The sequence below is a fragment of the Paraburkholderia caffeinilytica genome (genome assembly GCF_051027425.1).
GTDB classification, from domain to species: Bacteria; Pseudomonadota; Gammaproteobacteria; order Burkholderiales; family Burkholderiaceae; genus Paraburkholderia; species Paraburkholderia caffeinilytica_A.
On sequence record NZ_CP186552.1, the window covers coordinates 3,237,403 to 3,253,587 of the forward strand.

The 16,185-nt window shown below is 63.0% G+C and carries 11 protein-coding genes; 7 read left to right on the top strand and 4 right to left on the bottom strand.

What is annotated here, in order from left to right; all coding sequences use genetic code 11:
- Positions 1-90: 90 nt before the first annotated feature.
- Positions 91-1,029, bottom strand: a complete 939-nt coding sequence (locus ACOSV0_RS14230) for a LysR family transcriptional regulator (RefSeq protein WP_434106798.1) — start codon at positions 1,027-1,029, stop codon at positions 91-93.
- Positions 1,030-1,184: 155 nt separating this feature from the next.
- Here ACOSV0_RS14230 and ACOSV0_RS14235 point away from each other — a divergent pair, with 155 nt between their 5' ends.
- The 5 genes from ACOSV0_RS14235 (at position 1,185) to ACOSV0_RS14255 (ending at position 6,621) form a co-directional block, all read left to right on the top strand.
- Positions 1,185-2,756, top strand: a complete 1,572-nt coding sequence (locus ACOSV0_RS14235) for an efflux transporter outer membrane subunit (RefSeq protein ID WP_434106800.1) — start codon at positions 1,185-1,187, stop codon at positions 2,754-2,756.
- 11 nt (positions 2,757-2,767) lie between these two features.
- Positions 2,768-4,978, top strand: a complete 2,211-nt coding sequence (locus tag ACOSV0_RS14240) for an FUSC family protein (protein ID WP_434106801.1) — start codon at positions 2,768-2,770, stop codon at positions 4,976-4,978.
- Positions 4,968-5,168, top strand: coding sequence for a DUF1656 domain-containing protein (locus ACOSV0_RS14245; RefSeq protein ID WP_063496755.1), 201 nt, complete (start codon positions 4,968-4,970; stop codon positions 5,166-5,168). The genes ACOSV0_RS14240 and ACOSV0_RS14245 overlap by 11 nt, the downstream gene beginning before the upstream one ends.
- Positions 5,169-5,181: 13 nt before the next feature.
- Entirely contained in the window at positions 5,182-6,042 is an 861-nt protein-coding gene (locus ACOSV0_RS14250; protein WP_434106803.1) for an efflux RND transporter periplasmic adaptor subunit, read from the top strand.
- Between the two features lie 267 nt (positions 6,043-6,309).
- Positions 6,310-6,621: a hypothetical protein gene (locus tag ACOSV0_RS14255; RefSeq protein ID WP_434106805.1), complete on the top strand. Its 312-nt coding sequence runs from the start codon at positions 6,310-6,312 to the stop codon at positions 6,619-6,621.
- Positions 6,622-6,655: 34 nt separating this feature from the next.
- Here the strand turns inward: ACOSV0_RS14255 and ACOSV0_RS14260 are convergent, their stop codons facing one another.
- Positions 6,656-8,335, bottom strand: coding sequence for a methyl-accepting chemotaxis protein (locus ACOSV0_RS14260; protein ID WP_434106807.1), 1,680 nt, complete (start codon positions 8,333-8,335; stop codon positions 6,656-6,658).
- Between the two features lie 522 nt (positions 8,336-8,857).
- Here ACOSV0_RS14260 and ACOSV0_RS14265 point away from each other — a divergent pair.
- Together ACOSV0_RS14265 and ACOSV0_RS14270 are read left to right on the top strand one after the other, a co-directional pair.
- Positions 8,858-10,141, top strand: a complete 1,284-nt coding sequence (locus tag ACOSV0_RS14265; RefSeq protein ID WP_434106809.1) for an MFS transporter — start codon at positions 8,858-8,860, stop codon at positions 10,139-10,141.
- A 550-nt stretch (positions 10,142-10,691) separates the two neighbouring features.
- A complete protein-coding gene (locus ACOSV0_RS14270) occupies positions 10,692-12,596 on the top strand; it encodes a propionate--CoA ligase (protein WP_434106811.1) in 1,905 nt (634 codons plus the stop codon).
- A gap of 246 nt (positions 12,597-12,842) precedes the next feature.
- Here the strand turns inward: ACOSV0_RS14270 and ACOSV0_RS14275 are convergent, their stop codons facing one another.
- Together ACOSV0_RS14275 and ACOSV0_RS14280 are read right to left on the bottom strand one after the other, a co-directional pair.
- A complete protein-coding gene (locus ACOSV0_RS14275; RefSeq protein ID WP_434106813.1) occupies positions 12,843-13,634 on the bottom strand; it encodes a 5'-methylthioadenosine/adenosylhomocysteine nucleosidase in 792 nt (263 codons plus the stop codon).
- Between the two features lie 122 nt (positions 13,635-13,756).
- On the bottom strand, positions 13,757-16,108 hold the full coding sequence (locus ACOSV0_RS14280) for a UvrD-helicase domain-containing protein (RefSeq protein ID WP_434106814.1): 2,352 nt from the start codon (positions 16,106-16,108) through the stop codon (positions 13,757-13,759).
- Positions 16,109-16,185 lie beyond the last annotated feature (77 nt).

Here is a 16,185-nt window from a genome sequence, read left to right on the forward strand (position 1 = left end):
AATGTTGCGACGCGGCACTTATGTAACAGGCTGTCACGCCGCACCGGCCTGGAACCGTCAACAATGGTCAACCGCCCACGTGACGCTGCTTCAGCCGCGCGCGAACTGGCGCAGCTCTTCCTGATCGGCGGCCAGCGTGCCGGGCAACTCGTCACGCAGGAATTCGACCCAGGTACGGATTTTCGCGTCCAGATACTGCCGGGACGGATACAACGCATACAGATTCATTTCCTGCGACGTGTATTCTGGTAATAACCACACGAGTTCGCCGCTACGCAAACCGCTGATCGCCGAGTAGATCGGAATCAGTCCGATGCCCATGCCCTTGCAGGCCGCGACCGCCATGGCTTCGGCAACATTCACCTGGAAGGTGGCCGGACCGAGGGCAATCGTTTCCTCGCCGTTTGGGCCGTCGAACGTCCATTTGTCGGTTGGAAACACCGGCGTGACCATTTGCAGGCATGTGTGGCGCGTGAGGTCAGAAGGTGTTTGAGGCACGCCGTGCCGCTCCAGATAAGCCGGCGACGCACACGCGATGCTGAACGCACTGCCCAGCCGCTGCGACACCAGCCCCGAATCCGGCAACCCGGTTGCCAGTGTCAGCGAGACGTCGAAACCTTCGTCGAGCAGGTCAGGCATGCGCTGCGCAAGCGTCAGTTCGATATGCACGTCCGGATAGCGCTCCTGATAGCGCCCCACCGCCGGCACAACATAGTGCTGGCCGAAGCTCGTCATCGCATGGACCTTGAGCTTGCCGGACGGCCGCGCATGGGCGTCGCCCGCCTCCGCTTCCGCCTGATCCACGTACGCGAGGATCTGTTCGCAGCGTTGCAGATAACGCTCACCCGCCTCGGTCAGCGCGATCCGGCGCGTGGTGCGGTTCAACAGACGCGTGCGCAGGTGCGCTTCCAGGTCGGAAACCGCGCGCGACGCGTACGCCGTGGTCGTGTTCAGGTGCTGCGCGGCACCCGTAAAGCTGCCCGCTTCGACGACCCGGACAAATACGCGCATGTTTTGAAGCGTATCCATACTTTTCCCTGTTGATCCGCAGCGATTGTTACACAATTCGCAAAGGCGATTGTCTCATATTCCGTAAAAATGCCTTGCATCTTTACCGGTTATTCCCCAATCAATCAAAAAATATAATGGCGCACATGCTTCTATAGCCAATTTTGGAGGAAATCGTGCAGTCTCCGGTACAGAAAGGGGTCGCCGCAACAGCGGTTCTTACGATCCTATTAACAATCGCCGGCTGTGCCAGTACCGGAGGCATCGCGCCGCAGGACCGCGGAATCGAGCCCTCCTCGCTCGACGCAGGCAACGCCATCCGGGCCGCCAATGCGGACGCCCAATGGCCGGCCGCCGACTGGTGGCGCGCCTATAACGATCCGCAGCTCAATGAGTGGATCGAAGCCGCGCAGGCGGGCAATCCGAATCTCGCCGTCGCCCAGGCGCGCGTGCGCGAAGCCGTGTCGATGGCGGGCGTCGCCCATTCGGCGCTGTCGCCGCAAGTGAACGGCAGCCTGTCGATCCAGCGTCAGAAATGGGCCGACAACCTTTATTACGGCCCCGGCTCGCTCGCGGGCCAGCAGTCGTGGAACAACACCGGCACGCTGGGCCTCTCGTACAACCTCGATCTCTGGGGCAAGGACAAGAACGCTGCCGAGCGCGCGCTCGACGCCGCCCATGCCAGCGCAGCGGACTTCCGCGCCGCCCAGCTCGAACTGGAAGGCAACGTGGTGCGCACGTACATCGAGATGTCGATGAACTACGCGCTGCTCGATATCGCCAAATCCACGCTGCAGCAACAGCAGCAGATTGTCGACCTGGCGAACCGGCGCCTGAAAGGCGGCATCGGCACCCAGCTCGAAGTGAGCCAGGCCGAAACGCCAATGCCGGAATACGAGCGCCAGATTGATGAGATCGAGGAAAAGATCGCACTCGGCCGCAATCAACTGGCCGCACTGGCCGGCAAAGGTCCGGGTGCGGGCGACGCAATCCAGCGTCCGACACTGTCGCTCGACAACGCACCCACCGGTCTGCCGAGCGCACTGCCCGCGGATCTGATCGGCCATCGGCCGGACGTGGTCGCGGCACGCTGGACGGTCGCCGCGCAAGCGCGCGGCATCGACGTCGCCAAGGCCAGCTTCTATCCGGACATCAACCTGCTGGCGTCGATCGGCGGCTATGCGGCAATGGGCCCGCTGTTCCAGTTCCTGAAGGACCCGTCGCATAGCTGGAGCGCGGGTCCGGCGCTGTCGCTGCCGATCCTCGACGGCGGGCGTCTGCGCTCGCAACTCGGCGCGGCGTCGGCCGGGTACGACGAGGCGGTCGATCGCTATAACCAGTCGATCGTCGGCGCACTGAAGGACATCTCCGATCAGGTGATCCGCATCCGTTCGCTCACAACCCAGGCAGCAGACGCCGATCGTTCGGTCGCAGCGGCTCGCAAGAACTATGAATTGTCACGCGAAGGCTATCGGCGCGGTTTGACCGACTATCTGAACGTGCTGGTCGCGCAAAGCCAGTTGCTGCGCGCGCAGGAAGGCGTCGCGAAGATTCAGGCCGAACGGTTGGGCGCGCATGCCTCGCTGGTCACGGCTTTGGGTGGTGGACTCGACGAACCGGCCAACGGACCGCAGGCGAACGAGACGCTGCCGGCGCATGGCAAGGGTAAAGGCAACGCCGCAGCGGCTGGTTCGAACGCCGCGACAAGCTCGAACCACGCTTCCGCCAGCGTCAGCACGGCTGAGTGAGGAAGCGAACCATGTCAGCTTCCCCATCCCCCGCCTCGCGCCCGTCATCGCTCACCGCGCTCTACTCAGCCGCCGCCGACTGGGCGCGCACCGACGGCCTCACGTGGGTCTATCTGTTCAAAGCGCTCGCCGCCTGCTTTCTGGCGCTCGGCATCGCGATGAAACTCGACCTGCCGCAGCCGCGCACCGCGATGACCACCGTGTTCATCGTGATGCAGCCGCAAAGCGGGATGGTGTTCGCCAAGAGCTTCTACCGGATCTGCGGCACGCTGGTCGGCCTCGTCGTGATGCTGGCGTTGATCGGCCTGTTCGCGCAGCAGCCGGAACTGTTCATCGTCACGACCGCGATCTGGGTCGGCATCTGCACCGCGGGCGCCGCGCGCAATCGCAACTTCAGGTCGTACGGTTTCGTGCTGGCCGGCTATACCGCCGCGCTGATCGGCATCCCCGCTTCGCAGCATCCGGATGGCGCCTTTCTGAGCGCGCTCACGCGGGTGGCTGAAGTGGTAGTCGGGATCGTCTGCGCGGGCGCGGTCAGTGGCCTCGTGTTTCCGCAGTTCGCCGGTTTGCAGATGCGCAGCACCGTGCGCGCGCGTTTCTCGGCGTTCGTCGAGTATGTGTCGGCCTCGCTGGCCGGCCGCAACGACCGCGCGCAGATCGAAGCGACCAATGCGGGTTTTGTTGCCGATATCGTCGGTTTCGAGGCCGCGCGCAGCGTCGCCGTGTTCGAAGGTCCCGATTCGCGGATGCGCGGCGGCCGTCTGGCGCGTCTGAACAGCGAATTCATGACCGCCTCGACGCGCTTTCACGCGCTGCATCAGTTGATGAACCGGCTGCGCGACGCGAACACGAACGGCGCGACCGTCGCTGTCGAAGCGCTGGAACCGTACTTCAAGGAAATCGCCCCGTTGCTCGCGAAATCCGGCGAACCGGTATTGAGCGCCACGGACGCCGCCCACGCCGCGTCGCAACTAAACGAATACAAAGCGGAGCTGCCCAGGCGGGTGCGCGAAACACGCGCTTCGCTGGAAACGCAGCCGGACGCACCGCTGCTCGACTTCGACACCGGTGCCGAACTGCTGTATCGCTTCATCGACGATCTGCATGCGTACGCGGCCACTTATGCGTCGCTGGCCGTCGACACGCACGAACGCGAGCGCTGGATCGAGCGCTACGAACCGAAGACGAACGCCATCGCCGCGAGCGTGGCCGGCTTGCGCGCGACCATTGTCATGATCGTGCTCGGCGCTTTCTGGATCGCGACCGCATGGCCGAGCGGCTCGACCTTGACGCTGGACGCAGCGGCGGTCTGCGCGCTGGCGTCCTCGTCGCCGAATCCGAAACGCACGGCCTTCCAGATGGCGGGCGGCACGCTGGTCGCCTCGGTGATGGGCATGATCGCGGTGTACGGCGTGTATCCGCACATCGACGGTTTTCCGCTGCTGTGCGCCGCGCTCACGCCGTTCCTGCTGCTCGGCGTGTTCATGACGACGCGCCCGGCACTGGCGGGCTACGGCGTCGGCTACTGCATCTTCTTCTGTTTCCTGGCCGGTCCGGACAACCTGATTCATTACGACCCGAGCGGCACCATCAACGACGCGATCGCGCTGGTGCTGTCGATGCTGGTGTGCGCGGTTGCCTTTGCCGTGCTGCTGCCGCCTTCGACACCGTGGCTGCGCAACCGCCTGCTGGTGGACCTGCGCCGTCAGGTAGTGCTGGCGAGCCGCGCGGGCATGCGCCGGGTGCGTTCGCGTTTCGAGAGCGGCGCACGCGATCTGATGTCCCAGATCAACGCACTCGCGCAGAACGAACCCGAACTCAAACGCGACACCTTGCGCTGGCTCTTCTCGGTGCTCGAAGTGGGCAACGCGATGATCGACCTGCGTCGCGAAGTGGCGGCCCTGCCCCGCGACGCACGCTACGCGCAGACGATGCCGTGGCGCGTCTCATTGCGTGCGATGCGCGACGCGGTGAGCACGCTATTCGAACGTCCGCGCGCGGACCGCTTCGACCGCGCGCTTGCCGCCACCACCGATGCCATTGCCGCCGTTCAACAGGTACTGGCCACTTTCACGCCACCGCGTGAAGAGCGGCACCAGTTGCAACGCATTCTGAGTCAACTGCATTTCATTCGTACCGCGCTGCTCGATCCGCAATCGCCGCTTGAACCGTTGATGAGCGGACGGGCCGACGCGTCAGAAGGAGTTCCTCATGCCACGTGATATCGCCGTTTTCGACGCTTACGTGCCGGCCATCGTGCTGCTGTTTATCGCGGGCGCCGCGCTTACCTGGGTGCTGGACCGCGTGATTGCCTATACGGGCCTGTATCGCGTGGTGTGGCATCCGTCCTTGTTCCGGGCCAGCTTGCTCGTGTGTGTGTGCGGCGTGCTGGGTCTCGCCGTTTATCGTTGATCAGAGTCGAAACATGACCATCCGAAATATTGTTGGCTTCGTCGCGACAGCCATTATCTTTATCGTCGCGATTTTGATTGGGCGCGTGTTGTGGGTTCATTACATGGATGAACCTTGGACACGCGATGGGCGCGTGCGCGCTGAGATCGTCAATGTGGCGCCTGATGTTTCCGGCGCGGTTGTGGATTTGCCTGTTAAGGACAATCAACTGGTGAAGAAGGGTGATCTGTTGATGCAGATCGATCCTTCGCATTATCAGATTGCTGTTGAGCAGGCGCAGGCTGCTGTTGCTGCGCGTAAGGCTGAACTGCAGATGAAGCGGGATGATGCGCAGCGGCGGGCGGATATGGATGCTTTAGTCGTGTCTAAAGAGAGTCGTGAGAATGCGACTCACACTGCGTCTGCTGCCGAGGCTTCGTATCAACAGGCTTTGGCCGCGCTTGATGCTGCGAAGTTGAATCTTGAACGCACTCGCGTGGTGTCGCCGGTTGATGGGTATGTCACTAATCTGAATGTGTTTCGTGGGGATTATGCGACTGCTGGGGCTGCCAAGCTGGCGATTGTCGATAGTCACTCTTTCTGGGTTTATGGGTATTTTGAGGAGACCAAGCTGCCTCGTGTTCGTATCGGGGATAAGGCTGAAGTTCGGTTGATGAGTGGGGGTACCCTGCGGGGGCATGTCGAGAGTATCTCTCGTGGGATCTATGATCGGGATAATCCCGAGAGCCGTGAATTGCTTGCTGATGTGAATCCGACTTTTAACTGGGTGAGGTTGGCGCAGCGCGTGCCTGTGAGGGTTGGGATTGATTTTGTTCCTGATGGGGTGGTGCTTGCTGCTGGGATTACTTGTACTGTTGTTGTTAGGCCGGGTTGAGGGGGGTTTTGCGGTGTTTGTTTTTTTTGTTTGTTGGTTGGTTGATTGCCTGGGGCGTTGGAGTTTTCTTGGTCCGGATTCTTTGGCCTTTCCTTGAATTCTTCGTGGTCTATTAGCGTTCGCCCCTGTGCGGGGCAGGCACTTACTTTCTTTGCCGCCGCAAAGAAAGTAAGCAAAGAAAGCGGCTCACACCGCTAACTCTTAAGCGGGTCCCCCGCACAGTCGCAGTAGTGGTGCATCTGGAATCCGTGCTCTCGCACATTCCGCGTGAGTGACAAAGGTGTCATCAGCTCCCACTCCGCACCGCGTGCGTCGCGGATGGGACTGCAACGGAAACCAAGGGTTTCAGTTGTGGGTAGTAGGGGTTTCTGCTTCTTCTGCTTCTTCTGCTTCTTCTGCTTCTTCTGCTTCTTCTGCTTCTTCTGCTTCTTCTGCTTCTTCTGCTTCTTCTGCTTCTTCTCCTGCTGCTCCTGGTTCGGCTTCGGCTTCGGCTTCGGCTTCGGCTTCTGTTTCCGTTTCCGTTTCCGCTCCGCCCCGGCGACGCTGGGCGCGCCGAGGTGGTGCTTCGTTCCGACCTAATTTCCGTGGCTTTGGGTGCGGTGGTCTGCCTTTTTTATAGCCTGAATTTTCCGACCATCTGCTTCAGGCCGCGGGCCTGGTCGTCTAGTGAGCGGGCGGCCGCCGTTGCCTGCTCTACCAGTGCGGCGTTCTGCTGTGTGCCGGAATCCATCTGCGTCACCGCAAGGTTGATCTCTTCAATCCCCGCGCTTTGCTCGGATGATGCCGCCGATATCTCGCCCATGATGTCGGTCACACGCTTCACAGCCTTCACCACTTCGTCCATGGTCTGGCCGGCATTTTGTGCCAGGGTCGATCCGTTACTTACGCGCTCCACCGACGTGCTGATCAAGCCCTTGATCTCCTTGGCCGCGGCTGCGCTGCGCTGGGCGAGATTGCGGACTTCGGCGGCGACCACCGAAAAGCCGCGGCCTTCTTCGCCGGCTCGGGCGGCTTCCACCGCGGCGTTCAAGGCCAGAATGTTGGTCTGGAATGCAATCCCCTCGATCACGCCGATGATGTCGCCAATGCTCCGCGCACTATCGTTGATCTCGTTCATCGTCGCCACCACGCGGCTTACTACGTCGCCGCCCTTCTCCGCAATCTCCGAGGCGTTGTTGGCTAGCGTGCTCGCCTGCTTGGCGTTGTCGGCGTTCTGACGAACCGTGGAGGTCAGTTGCTCCATGCTGCTCGCGGTTCGCTCGAGCGCCATCGCCTGTTGTTCGGTGCGCTGTGACAAGTCCAGATTGCCCATCGAAATTTCGCCCGACGCCGTCGCAATCGCGTCCGCACTGGATGCAATGTCGGAGACCGTCGTCGCGAGGCCGCTTTGCATGTCGTGCAGCGCGTACAGCATGCTCGACTTGTCCTTGCGGCCCAACGCGATCTGATTCGACAGGTCGCCCGCCGCGATCCGGCTCGCAATTTCCTTCGCGTACGCCGGTTCGCCGCCAAGCTGGCCGGCAAGGCGGCGGACCACCCACTCGCCAATGCCGAACGCCAATGCAATCAGCCCGACTGTCATCACCGCGATCATCACGAACGACGAATGGAAAATGAAACCCGATGCCTTGATGGTCGCCTTCGCGGCTGTGCCGCGCTGCGCAACGAGTTCGTCGACGAGTTTTTCGAGCTTGCCGGTCTCGACCAGCAACGAGACATCCTGCGTGCCGACCTGCCAGTTCATCTGCGAAAGATCGAGCGGCTGCGCTTTCACCAGCTTCACGAAGTCGCGCAAATGGCCGCTCCACACCGTGACGGCTGCGGCAAATTTCTTCTGCTGGTCGACCGCCTTCGCGTCGGATGTGTCGACGTACTGTTGCAGCGTGCCGAGTTCCGTACCGAGACCGTTCAGACCCTTGTCGATGTCGGCGCCGAGATCGTCGCGCTCCTTGGCGGTGGTCGCGGTCAGCAGCATTTTTTGCGCGCGGCTCGCGCGCAGCATGTGGCCGCGCGCCTCTTCGGCAGCGCGGCTGGCCACGTGGCCCTGGTCGTAGATCGATTGCGAGGAGGCGTTCAGGCGGCTGATCTGGGTCAGCGAAAATACGCCGATCAGGAGCGTGCCAATCAGCAGCACGGCAAACGCAAGCCGCAGCATCGCCTTCACCGACAAGCCCTTGAGCCGCACGGCACGCGAGCGGCTGCCCTGTCCACGCGATGGCGACGGCTTGCCCGCCGCTTCCCCTTCCGGTACGAACCCCGCGCCCGTCTGGCCACCCAGCGATACTGCTTTCATATTTCTCGTCCCCGCGTAATCGAACTGCCGGAAAGGTCGGTTCCGGCATTGATGCTTATCTCTCCGGGTCTACGGCATAAACGTCCGCGATCTTTAACGCCGCTCACGTGATGCCAACTGCTGCGCCCGGTCCTCGACGCGTCGCTTTGTAAGCTCCACGCCCGCGACCGTTTTATACATGGCCAAAAATCCCCGAACCGCATTTATCAGACGACTTGCCAGCCACGCGTGGTAATGGCAGCACACCCGTTGCAAGCACCGCAACGGTGCGCCGAACTCCCCATTTCAACGCACCGATGACGCTCAGCCGAACCATAAATGTCCGATAAGTGTCCGATTCGCGACAAAACTTGTCCTTACAATTCATCGAAGCCACATTAAACTGCGACAAATAGCTGACACCGCCGGATGCCGCGTCGAAATGCCGCAGCAGTCGAACAGGCAAGCGAAGCCGAAGAACGACGACGCCGCGCCGGCAGCCTGAAATCGTTACCTTTCACTCTCTTCTCTCTCATCTAGCGTATGGAAACGAGCCTCGATAAAAGCGCCCTCGCCGGCGCCTCAGCCGGAACCGCGGGTTCTGCCAATCCGGCCACCCCGGCTTCCTCGGCCGCCTCGCAGCCGGCCGCGAAAGTCCAGCGTACGGTTTACTCCGTGCTCGGCGCGATCAGCTTTTCGCATCTGCTCAACGACATGATCCAGTCGTTGATTCTGGCCATTTACCCGATGCTGAAAGACAACTTTTCATTGTCGTTCGGGCAGATCGGCCTGATTACACTGACCTACCAGATCACCGCGTCGCTGCTGCAACCGCTGGTCGGCAGCTATACCGACAAGCATCCGAAGCCGTATTCGCTGCCCGTCGGCATGGGCTTCACGCTCACCGGCCTGCTGCTGATGTCGGTCGCGCCGAACTTCGGCGTACTGCTGGTCGCGGCGGCGCTGGTCGGCTGCGGCTCGTCGGTGTTCCATCCGGAATCGTCGCGGGTCGCGCGCATGGCCTCGGGCGGGCGTCATGGGCTCGCGCAGTCGCTGTTTCAGGTGGGCGGCAATGCGGGTTCGTCGCTCGGACCGTTGCTCGCCGCGTTGATCGTGATTCCGCACGGCCAGCGCAGCATCGCGTGGTTCTCGGTGGCGGCGCTGGTCGCGATGGTCGTGCTGACGCAGATCGGCCGTTGGTACAAGCAGCACCCCGCCGTGAAGAAGGCCCGCACCCAGGCCGGTCACGCGACGCTGTCGCGCAACCAGGTCATGTTCGCGATGGGCGTCCTGATGCTGCTGGTGTTCTCGAAATACTTCTACCTTGCGAGCATCAACAGCTATTTCACGTTCTATCTGATCGACAAGTTCCATCTGCCGGTGCAGGCCGCGCAGATCCACCTGTTCGTGTTCCTCGCGGCGGTCGCGGCGGGTACGGTGATCGGTGGTCCGATCGGCGACAGGATCGGCCGCAAGTATGTGATCTGGGTGTCGATCCTCGGCGTCGCGCCGTTCACGTTGCTGCTGCCGTATGCCAACCTGTTCTGGACCGGCGTGCTGACGGTGATCATCGGTATCGTGCTGGCTTCGGCGTTCTCGGCGATCCTCGTCTATGCGCAGGAGTTGATCCCCGGCAAGGTGGGGATGGTCGCGGGGCTGTTCTTCGGCTTCGCGTTCGGAATGGGCGGGATCGGCGCGGCCGTGCTCGGGCAGTTGGCCGACGCCACCAGCATCACGTACGTCTATAAGGTGTGTTCGTTCCTGCCGCTGATCGGCGTGCTCACGGTGTTTCTGCCGAATGTCGAAAGCAAGCGCGCGAAAGCGTGATGGGCTGGTCTGGAAGTGGATGAAGAAAAAGGCGCTGCGGCGCCTTTTTCTTTGGCCGTATGGGTTTGCTGCCGGGTGGGCTTCGTGGGTTGCACAGGGCGGCTATCGCCGCAGCTTCGGCTGAGCCAGTTCGGCGTCGCGCCACGTTGGGTGCGTTGGGTGCGTTGGGTGCGTTGGGTGCGTTGGGTGCGTTGGGTGCGTTGGGTGCGTTGGGCACGTTGGGTGCGTTGGGCACGTTGAGCGCGTTGGGCTCGTTGGGCTCGTTGGGCTCGTTGGGCTCGTTGGGCTCGTTGGGCTCGTTGGGCTCGTTGGGCTCGTTGGGCTCGTTGGGCTCGTTGGGCGCGGCTGTCACGCTGGTCACGCTGGTCACTGCGGGCACCGCGACCGCAGCGGCCACAGCGGCCACAGCGGCGCTCATGGTGAACCCGCGTTGTCCACACAGCCACGCGTGCACTATGCTTGTGCGAACGTACGCCCTGCTCTCGCGCCGCGCCCAACAGCCCGTACGATTCGCCATCCGTTCACTCACGCTGCAGAAGGATCGCCGCCGATGACCACCTATCGCGACTTCCACCGCCGCTCGATCGAGCAACCCGAGGAATTCTGGCGTGACGAGGCGCAGCGGATTCATTGGCAAACGCCGTTCGACACGGTGCTCGACCGCTCGAATCCCCCCTTCGCGCGCTGGTTCGTCGGCGGTCGCACGAACCTGTGCCATAACGCGGTGGATCGCCATATGGCCGAGCGCCCGCAGCAAAACGCTCTGGTCTACGTGTCGACGGAAACCGGTATCGAGCGACACTACACGTACGCGGAGCTCTACGCGGAAATCAACCGCATGGCCGCGGTGATGCGCTCGCTGGGCGTCAAGCGCGGCGACGTGGTGCTGATCTATATGCCGATGATCCCCGAAGCGCTGTTCGCCATGCTCGCGTGCGCGCGGCTCGGCGCGATCCACTCGGTGGTGTTCGGCGGCTTCGCGGCCCTCAACCTGGCGGCCCGCATCGACGATGCGAAACCGGTGCTGATTGTCACCGCCGACGCCGGCGCGCGCGGCGGCAAAGTGATCGACTACACGCCGCTGGTGGACGAAGCGCTCGCGCGCGCGACCCACAAAACGCCGCACGTGTTGCTGATCGACCGCCAGCTCGCACCCGAGCGCCTGAGCGCGAGCTACCTCGTCGCCTACGAGCCGTTGCGCGAACAGTTTTTCGATGCGCACGTGCCCTGCGAATGGCTCGAATCGAACGAGCCTTCGTATGTGCTGTACACGTCGGGCACGACCGGCAAACCGAAGGGCGTGCAGCGCGACGTCGGCGGCTATGCGGTGGCGCTGGCGGCATCGATGGAACACATCTTTCAGGGCAAAGCCGGCGACACGATGTTCACCGCGTCGGACGTGGGCTGGGTGGTCGGCCACAGCTACATCGTCTATGCGCCGCTGATCGCGGGGCTCACTACCGTGATGTATGAAGGCACGCCGATCCGTCCGGACGGCGGCATCTGGTGGCGCCTCGTCGAACAGCACAGGATCAATCTGATGTTCACCGCGCCGACCGCGTTGCGCGTGCTGAAAAAACAGGACCCGGCCCTGTTGAAAAAATCCGATCTGTCGAGCCTGCGCACCCTGTTCCTTGCCGGCGAGCCGCTCGACGAACCGACCGCCGCGTGGATCACCGACGCGCTCGGCAAGCCTGTGATCGACAACTACTGGCAGACCGAAACCGGTTGGCCGATGCTGGCGATTCCGCGCGGCATCGAAGCCCTGCCCAGCAAGCTCGGTTCGCCTGGCGTGCCGTCGGCCGGCTTCAACCTGACCTTGCGTAACGAACTGACCGGCGAGCCCTGCCCGCCCGGTGAAAAAGGCGTGCTCACGTTGGGATATCCGTTGCCGCCGGGCTGCATGTCGACGGTATGGGGCGATGACAGGCGCTTTGTCAGCACGTACTGGTCGAGCATTCCGAACCAGCAGGCCTACTCGACCTTCGACTGGGGTATTCAGGACGAAGATGGCTACGTGACGATCCTCGGCCGCACCGACGACGTGATTAACGTCGCCGGCCATCGACTCGGCACGCGCGAGATAGAGGAAGCCTTGTCGAGCCACACGGCGGTCGCGGAAGTCGCGGTGGTCGGCGTGGCGGATGCGCTGAAGGGTCAGGCGGCCATGGCCTTCGTCGTGCTGCGCGACGCGCAGGCCTTTGCGGACGACAAATCGCGAGCCAAGCTGGAAGCCGATCTCGCCGCGACCGTCGACCGCCAGCTCGGCGCGATTGCGCGGCCGGCACGAGTAATCGTCGTATCGATGCTGCCGAAGACGCGCTCGGGCAAGCTGCTGCGCCGCGCGATTGCGGCGCTGGCCGAGGGACGCGAGCCGGGCGATCTGCCGACGATCGAAGATCCGGCGGCGTTGCAGCAGGTGCGCGAGGCGCTGGACGGTTCGGGGAAAGGCTAGCTGGCGATATACGTGCAAAGGGCACTCGTGTTGCACGCATCGTCGCACTGCTGGGTCGTGCCTGATGTTGCGATCGCGACATTTCGCCGGCGCGCCGCCCCCGCGCCAAGTCAACCGCAGACACCAGGCGCGCAATCAGCGCTTCGTGAGGCGGTTGTTCAGGCCGGTGATTATGTGCCGCCGAAGCTCCCCGCCACCCTGCCCGCCACTGCCCAGTTGCGCGGCCGATTCACAGTTCAGCGCAATTCAAGCCGCGCTACGCCCCTCTAAAAACCGCTTCAGAATCGCGTTCGAATACGTTCCGGCAATTTCCGTGAGAAACGACACGAACGACTGCGGCGCGTGATCGTCGGCGGTGTCGGAGATGGTACGCACCACCGCGCACGGCACGCCATACTCGTAACAGACCTGCGCGATCGCAGCGCCTTCCATCTCGACCGCGAGCGCATCCGGCAGTGCATCGCGCAAGGCCTTGACGCCCGTCGCACTCGCAACGAACTGATCGCCGCTGATAATCAAACCGCGATGCACGCGCGGCTCGCGCGTGCCGAAGCGCGCTGCCGCAGCAACACCCTCTTCCGCGACAAAACGCTCGCACGCGGCGGCGAGTTGCCCGGCAAGCGCCGCATCGGCCGAGAAACGCGACACGCCGAGCAGCGGCACCTCGAAGCGCGGAAACAACGGCGACGCATCGAGATCGTGCTGCATCAGCGCGTTGGCGACGACGATATCGCCGACCCGCACTTCAGTCCCCACGCCGCCCGCAACGCCGGTAAACACGACCGCTTCGACATCGAACGCGTGGATCAACGCGCTGACGGTGGCCGCCGCCGCGACCTTGCCGACGCGCGCCAGCGTCACGACACAAGGCGCGCCGTGCACGGTGCCAAGATGATAGTCACGCTGGCCGTGGGTGATGGTGCGCACACCGGATTCGGCACGCATCGCTGCGATCAGATCGCCGAGTTCCTGCGGCAGGGCCGCCAGAATGCCGAGCGGACGATGTGAGACTGCCGCGCCGCTGCGGTCTGGATCCATGCCAGCCCTGCTGGCAGCCACCGCGCCTGAACCTGCTGCGCCGACGGCAGCCGAACCTGACGCTGTCGCGCCCGCGCCGTCCGCCCCTGCCTCTACTCCTACTCCTTGCATCCCGCCCGTGCTCATTCGACCGCCTGCAATTTGGCGACCGCAAGCGCCAACCACTTCTCGCCGTGCCGCTTGAATTTGACCTGGGCTTTAGCATCCGTGCCGCCGCCTTCCAGCGCCGTGATCGTGCCTTCCCCGAATTTGGTGTGGAACACCTGCTGGCCGACGCGAAAACCCGTTTCAGCCGCGCGCTGTTCGTTCGCAAAGGCCGGCAACGGCGCCTGCGTCGACGACGCAGGGCCCGTGTAACCCGGCCGCGCGAACCAGTCGCGACCATAACCGGCGTTATCCGAACGCCCGCCCCACCGGGCACCCGCCTCGACCTTCGGCGTGAGCCACTTGAGCGTTTCCTGCGGCAGTTCGTCGAAGAAGCGCGAGCGGATGTTGTAGCGTGTCTGGCCGTGCAGCATCCGGCTCTGCGCAAACGACAGATACAAACGCTCCTTGGCCCGCGTGATCGCCACGTACATCAGCCGGCGCTCCTCTTCCAGACCGTCCGATTCCATCGCGCTGTTTTCATGCGGGAACAGCCCTTCTTCGAGCCCGGTGATGAACACCGCCGTGAACTCGAGACCCTTGGCCGCGTGCACCGTCATCAACTGCACGGCTTCCTGACCGGCTTGCGCCTGGTTGTCGCCCGCTTCCAGCGATGCATGCGACAGGAAACCGGCGAGCGGCGTCATCGTGTCCGGGTTTTGCGCCGGATCGGCGATGCCGGGTGCGTCCAGCACGACGGTATTCGGGTCATCCGTGGCGACAGCCAGTTCGGGCGCTGTGGTCGCGCCCGGGCGCAGCGGAATCGAGCGTGCCGGCGTATCCATGCCGTAGCCTTCTTCGCTGACGAAAGCAGCGGCCGCGTTGACCAGTTCCTGCAAGTTCTCCAGCCGGTCCTGACCTTCGCGTTCGTTCTGATAGAACTCCGTGAGACCGCTCGTGCGGACCACGTATTCGACCGTTTCCGGCAGGCTCATCTGCTGCGTTTCCGCGCGCATTTTGCCGATCAGGTTCGCAAAACTCGCGAGGCTCGACCCCGCCTTACCCGCGACATACGGAATCGCCGCGGCCATCGAACAGTTGTACAGCCGCGCCGCGTCGGCAAGTTGCTCGATCGAGCGCGCGCCGATGCCGCGCGTGGGAAAATTGACGACGCGGGCGAACGCGGTGTCGTCGTTCGGATTGTCGATCAGGCGCAGATAGGCGAGCGCGTGCTTGACTTCCTGACGCTCGAAAAAGCGCAGGCCGCCGTACACCCGATACGCGATGCCCGCATTGACCAGCGTGTGTTCGATCGTGCGCGACTGCGCGTTGCTGCGATACAGGATCGCGACTTCGCTGCGCGACGTGCCGGTACTGATCAGCGCCTTGATTTCCTCGACGATCCAGCCGGCTTCCTGCGTATCGGTGGCGGACTCGTAGACGCGCACCGGTTCGCCGTGCCCCGCGTCGGTCCGCAGATTCTTGCCCAGACGCCGCGAGTTATTGGCGATCAGTTGATTGGCCGCGTCGAGAATATGGCCGTGCGAGCGGTAGTTCTGCTCCAGCTTGATCATGTGCCGGACGTTGAACTCGTGTTCGAAGTCGCGCATGTTGCCGACGTTCGCGCCGCGGAAGGCGTAGATCGACTGATCGTCGTCGCCGACCGCGAAGATCGAGTTGGTCTGCCCGGCCAGCATCTTCAACCAGGCATATTGCAGCTTGTTGGTGTCCTGAAACTCGTCGACGAGAATGTGCCTGAAGCGTGCCTGATAGTGGGCGCGCAGCGGCGGATTGTGCGCGAGCAGTTCGAAGCAGCGCAGCAGCAGTTCCGGAAAATCGACGACGCCTTCGCGCTGGCACTGCTGGTCGTAGGCCTCGTAGAGCTCGACGAATTTGCGGTTGAAATTATCCGTGGCGTCGACGTCTTTCGGGCGCAGGCCTTGTTCTTTGGAGTTGTTGATGAAGTACTGGAGATTTTTCGCCGGGTACTTTTCATCGTCGATGTTGAGGCCCTTCATCAGACGCTTGATCGCGGAGAGCTGGTCCGCGGTATCGAGGATCTGGAAAGTGGCGGGCAGACCGGCGTCGCGATGATGCGCGCGGAGCATGCGGTTGCACAGGCCGTGGAAGGTGCCGATCCACATGCCACGCGTGTCGATCGGCAGGAGAGCCGAAAGACGCGACATCATTTCGCGGGCGGCTTTATTGGTGAAGGTCACCGCCAGGATGGTGGCGGGCGACGCCAGACCGTGCTGGATGAGCCACGCGATGCGCGTAATGAGGACGCGGGTTTTGCCGCTGCCCGCGCCGGCGAGGATGAGCGCGGGCTCGTTGGGGAGCGTGACGGCGGCGTGTTGTTCGGGGTTTAGATTGGCTAGCAGATCGGGCATTTTTCGGGAGGACGGCGAGGGCGTTCGACATTATATGCCCCTCCGGGGTTAGGGTTTTGGGGTTGTTTTTTTGCCTG